General features: G+C 71.4%; 4 protein-coding genes. 2 read left to right on the forward strand and 2 right to left on the reverse strand.

What is annotated here, in order from left to right:
• On the reverse strand, positions 1 to 981 hold a 981-nt coding region (locus tag ACFU99_RS36675), incomplete at its 3' end, for an FAD-dependent oxidoreductase (protein ID WP_384400879.1).
• A 50-nt stretch (positions 982 to 1,031) separates the two neighbouring features.
• Here ACFU99_RS36675 and ACFU99_RS36680 point away from each other — a divergent pair.
• Complete coding sequence (locus tag ACFU99_RS36680) at positions 1,032 to 1,754, forward strand: TetR/AcrR family transcriptional regulator (protein WP_384400882.1); 723 nt, start codon at positions 1,032 to 1,034, stop codon at positions 1,752 to 1,754.
• A gap of 51 nt (positions 1,755 to 1,805) precedes the next feature.
• On the opposite strand, the gene ACFU99_RS36685 is transcribed toward ACFU99_RS36680, so the two are convergent.
• Positions 1,806 to 2,375: a hypothetical protein gene (locus ACFU99_RS36685; protein WP_384400885.1), complete on the reverse strand. Its 570-nt coding sequence runs from the start codon at positions 2,373 to 2,375 to the stop codon at positions 1,806 to 1,808.
• Between the two features lie 349 nt (positions 2,376 to 2,724).
• On the opposite strand from ACFU99_RS36685, the gene ACFU99_RS36690 reads away from it, so the two are divergent.
• Positions 2,725 to 3,807 carry a DUF4190 domain-containing protein gene (locus ACFU99_RS36690; RefSeq protein ID WP_384400888.1) on the forward strand — a complete coding sequence of 361 codons (1,083 nt, stop codon included), beginning with the start codon at positions 2,725 to 2,727 and terminating at the stop codon, positions 3,805 to 3,807.
• The last annotated feature ends 22 nt before the right edge of the window (positions 3,808 to 3,829 follow it).

Consider the following 3,829-nt stretch of genomic DNA (forward strand, 5'->3'; position numbering starts at 1 on the left):
GTTCATGGCGTCGCCGAACCCGAGGTTGAGCCCCTGGCCGCCGAACGGCGAGTGCACGTGCGCGGAGTCGCCGGCCAGCAGCACCCGGCCCGAGCGGTAGGCAGCCGCCTGGCGGGCGTTGTCGCTCCAGCGCGTCGCTTCGCCGCGCAGCCCGGTCAGCGTGACGTCGGTGCCCGAGGCCCGGCGCAGGCTCGCCTGGAGCTCCTCCAAGGTCACGGGCGTCGAGCGGTCGGCGGGCGGCGGGACGAAGTCGACGGCGACCACGCGTCCGGGCTGCGGCCCGTAGCGGTACGCGCCCTGCGGCGACCAGCCCCAGCCGTTCGCGAGCACCGAGGGGTCTTCGATGTCGGTGAGCGCCATGTATCCGGTGAGTTCGGGGTCGGTGCCGGGGAAGCCGATGCCCGCCAGGCGGCGTACGGTGCTGCGCCCGCCGTCGCATCCGACCAGCCAGCCGGTGCGTACCGTGCCCGCGGTGCCCGTTTCCACGCGCACGCCGTCGCCGGTGTCCTCGAACGAGGTGACCTCCACCCCGCGCCACACCGGCACGCCCAGCGCCGCGACGTGCTCGGCCAGCAGCCCCTCCAGTTCGCGCTGCGGCACCATGCGCGCGCCGTCGACCGAGGTGTGCGCGGCGAGGTCGGGGTCGGACCAGTCCACGATGGCGGGGTCGAGGACGATGCCCGCGAAGTGCCCGGTGAAGCGGGCGCCGGGGGTCTGCTGAAGGCTGCCCGCCGGCGGCCCCACCCTGTCCAGCAGGTCCTGCTGCACCTTCTCGGCCGCGGGCAGCAGGCCGCGGCGGTCCAGCGCCTCGGCCGTCGGCACGTTGATGCCCCCGGCCTTCATGGCCTCGGCGGGTTCGGCCAGCCGCTCCAGTACCTGCACCGTCGCGCCGGAGAGCGCCAGTTCCGCGGCGAGCATGAGGCCCACCGGGCCGGCTCCGACCACGGTCACGTCCGTGTCCTGCTGAATGCCGTTCATCATGAACACCGTTCTACGTACGAACACCGTTCGTGTCAAGTTATGATGGGCGGGTGAACCCGAGAGAGCGACGCGCGGCTCGCCACCAGCCGCCGAACCCCGAGGCCGCATCCGCTCCCAAGCCGCGGCGCCGCAAGGTCCCGATCACCGTGGAACAGGTCGTCGACACCGCGCTGAACCTCACCGCGACCGAGGGGTACGAGGCGCTGACCATGCGCCGACTGGCCGGCGCGCTCGACACCGGGCCCGCCTCGCTCTACGCCCACGTGGTCAACAAGGCCGACCTCGACGAGCTGCTCATCGGGCGGCTGTGCGCCGGGCTCGTACTGCCCGAGCCCGACCCCGCGGCCTGGCGGGAGCAGATCCGCGGCGTGTGCGTCCAGATGCGCGACCAGTACCTGAAGTACCCCGGCATCTCCCGCGCCGCGCTGGCCATGGCCCCCACCGACCTTGAGGCCGTACGGGTCAGCGAGGGGGCGCTGGCGATCCTGCTCGCCGGGGGCGTCTCCCCGCAGGCCGCCGCGTGGGCCATCGACGCCCTCTTCCTGTACGTGGCCGCCTACTGCCTGGAGCTGTCGATCGCGCGCCGGCGGGCGGCGGACGACGACATCGCCTGGGTACGTGACCGGGACGAACTGCTGCGCCGGTTGGCGGCCCTGCCCGCCGAGACCTTCCCGCACACCACACGGCATGCCGCCGAGCTCACCTCGGGCGAGGGCCACGACCGCTTCGACTTCACCCTCGGCCTGATGATCGACGGCCTGGCGCACCGCTGACCCGGCGCGAGCGGCACGAGTGGCGCGAGTGGTGGGGGCGCGGCCGGCGTCTCAGTACTCGGGCTCGTCGTCGTCATCATCGTCCTCTTCCTCGTCCGTATCCGGCAGGACTTCCGCGATCATGCGGACGGCGAAGTCGGGGTCCTCGGTGATGCGGTTGATGTGCTCCGCGAGGAGGAAGGCCGTGACCTCCAGCGGAGTCATCTCGTCCTTCGTCCAGTAACCGTACTGTTTGCGCCACAAGTTGGGGCTCAGCCCGGTGCCCGCGGCGATGACCAGCCCGGTCATGGTGGGGATGACCTCGGGCCGTACGCTCCTGGGCATCATGCGCATCGTGGCCACGAGGTTGGGCACCACGTACTCGATGACGTCCCGGTCGTGGTCCTCGTAGGCCATCCGCAGCCACTTCATGAACATGAAGATGAGCGTGCACGCGCCGTCCAGCACGGCATCGGCGCCCCGGGGCCCCAGCGACGCCGTGAACTGGTCCATCAGCGCCCGCTGTTCGGGGTCGATCTTCGTCTTGCCCTCATGGACGATCTTGAGCCGTGAGTCGACCATCATGAGCGCCGCGCCCACATCGCCGGCGGGAGCGTGCTGGGGGTCGCAGGGCGATGACACAGGATTCCTCCTCAGGCGACCGCGGAGGGTGGCGCGGTGCGTCCGTACCGTAGTCCGCGTGTGCGGCCGGGGCCCGCCGAAGCCCTCAAACGCACAGCTACCTGCGCGTCCGCGTCACCGACCGCCATCAGGGATCAAGTTGGGTTCTGGTTCGGACGCTTCGGGTCGCCGCACCGGACATCGCCGGACACGGGCTTCGGGCGCGGGCGTCGGGGGCGGGCCTGTCCGGAAGCGGCCCCGCCGGGGAGTCGCCGGGGAGCCACCGAGGAGTCGACGGCCGATCAGGAAACGGTAAAAGCGACTGGTAATGTCATCGACCCGCCAATTCGCCCTGCATGAAGGATTTTTCGTGACCAAGCCCGCACCTCCTGGCGACCAGAGACCCGGCGACCAGAGACCCGCCGGGCAGGAGCCCCCTGTCGAGGACCCGGCGAGCCAGGAGCCCACCGGCCAGGAGCAGGCCACTCCGGACCAGGCCGCCACTCCGGACCAGGCCGCCGCCCAGGATCAGGCCTCCGCCCAGGACCAGCCCCCCGCCCAGGAGCAGAGCGGCCAAGACCCCTGGGGTCCCCCGCCTCCCGGATCGGCGCCCGCGTCCTGGCCGCAGTACCCGCCGCCCCCCTCCCCGTCCCCGTACGCGCACCCGTATCCGTACCCGGCGCCGCCCCCGCCGGACCGTAACGCCATGGGCGTGGCCTCCCTGGTGCTCGGCCTGGCCGGTGTCGCCCTCGGCCTGGCCATCATCCTGTTCTGGATGTCCTGGCTGCCCGCCCTGCTGGCCGTGATCTTCGGCTTCATCGGGCTGAGCCACGCGCGCAAGGGGCTGGCGAGCAACAAGGGGATGGCGCTCGCCGGCGTGATCCTGGGCGGCGTCGGCCTGGTGATCGCGGCCGGCCTCGGGACGGTCGCCGCGGTGAGCGTGAAGATGGAGGCCGACGACGCCCGCGCGAAGAGGGCCGCGGACCGGGCGGCGGTGGCCGAGGAGAAGGAACGGCAGGCGCGGCAGAAGGAGCGCGAGGCGCAGGAGGAGCGGGCCAGGCACCTGGCCTATGGCGAGGCGTACACGTTCAAGAACGGCCTCAAGGTCACGGTTGCCAAGCCCGAGCCCTTCGAACCGGACGCGTTCGTATTCGGTCACGCGAAGGGCAACAAGGCGATTCAGGTGACGATCACGGTCGTCAACACCAGCAAGGAGCGGCTCTCGATCGAATCGGGGCTGCCCAAGGTCAACGACGCCGACGGGGCCTCCACGGAGATGGTGATCGACGGAAGCGGCCGCCAGAAGATCCTCACGGGCTACGTACTCCCGGGCAGGGAAGTCGTCGGCAAGTACGCCTTCTCCCTCCCGCCCGGCGCCGCCGACAAGTCCGAGGTGGAATTCACCCCTGACAGAACGCAGTGGGAGGAGTCCTACTGGTCCGGCCCCAACTGACGCCCCGCGGGTCGTCCTGCGG

Origin of the sequence: Streptomyces sp. NPDC057654, assembly GCF_042800135.1 — a bacterium.
Classification (GTDB): domain Bacteria; phylum Actinomycetota; class Actinomycetes; order Streptomycetales; family Streptomycetaceae; genus Streptomyces.